General features: G+C 65.7%; 1 protein-coding gene. It reads left to right on the top strand.

What is annotated here, in order from left to right:
- Positions 1 to 267: 267 nt before the first annotated feature.
- Positions 268 to 1,116: dihydroxy-acid dehydratase (locus JMF90_RS38075; RefSeq protein WP_201326444.1), on the top strand; the 849-nt coding region annotated here is incomplete at its 3' end.

The raw sequence follows: 1,116 nt of genomic DNA, 5'->3' as shown, positions 1-1,116 counted from the left end.
TTCGGGCTTCGGGCTTCGGGCTTCGGGCTTCGGGCTTCCTCGGGGCCTCGTGCTTCGTGACGTCTGTGTGCCGAGTGCACTTAACCCCTGTCCGGTGCACCACCGGCCTCACTCGCCCGCTCCAGCCGGCGCCGCCCGCCCGGCGGCTGTGGGATAATCGCGAAGTTTGCCCAGGGCGCAGCTCAAGAGGTTGTTCGCACGGGCGCGAGAGAGGCCTTTATTCCCGTGCCTCCACCCTTTTCCCGCGATATTTCTTCAGCCATCACCATGCCCACTTACCGCTCCAAAACCTCTACCGCCGGCCGCAACATGGCAGGTGCGCGCTCGCTGTGGCGCGCCACCGGCATGAAAGACGACGATTTCTCGAAACCGATCATCGCGGTCGTCAACTCGTTCACCCAGTTCGTACCCGGGCACGTGCACCTGAAGGATCTCGGCCAGCTCGTCGCGCGCGAGATCGAGGCTGCCGGCGGCGTCGCGAAGGAATTCAACACGATCGCGGTCGACGACGGCATCGCGATGGGCCACGACGGCATGCTGTACTCGCTGCCGAGCCGCGACATCATCGCCGACTCGGTCGAATACATGGTGAACGCGCACTGCGCGGACGCGATGGTGTGCATCTCGAACTGCGACAAGATCACGCCGGGGATGCTGATGGCCGCGATGCGCCTCAACATTCCGGTGATCTTCGTGTCCGGCGGCCCGATGGAAGCCGGCAAGACGCGCCTCGCGAACCCGGTCACCAAGACCGTCGAACTGAAGAAGCTCGACCTCGTCGACGCGATGGTGATCGCGGCCGACCAGTCGTATTCGGACGCCGACGTCGCCGAAGTCGAACGCTCGGCCTGCCCGACCTGCGGCTCGTGCTCGGGCATGTTCACCGCGAACTCGATGAACTGCCTGACCGAAGCGCTCGGCCTGTCGCTGCCCGGCAACGGTACGGTGGTCGCCACGCACGCCGATCGCGAACAGCTGTTCAAGCGCGCCGGCCGCCGCATCGTCGAACTGACGCGCCAGCACTACGAGCAGGACGACGAACGCGTGCTGCCGCGCTCGGTCGGCTTCAAGGCGTTCGAGAACGCGATGACGCTCGACATCGCGATGGGCGGCTCG

Origin of the sequence: Burkholderia sp. E168m23, assembly GCF_016586125.1 — a bacterium.
GTDB classification, from domain to species: domain Bacteria; phylum Pseudomonadota; class Gammaproteobacteria; order Burkholderiales; family Burkholderiaceae; genus Burkholderia; species Burkholderia orbicola.
Note: the sequence above shows the minus strand (reverse complement) of the source record. Positions and strands in the feature narration are given on the sequence as shown.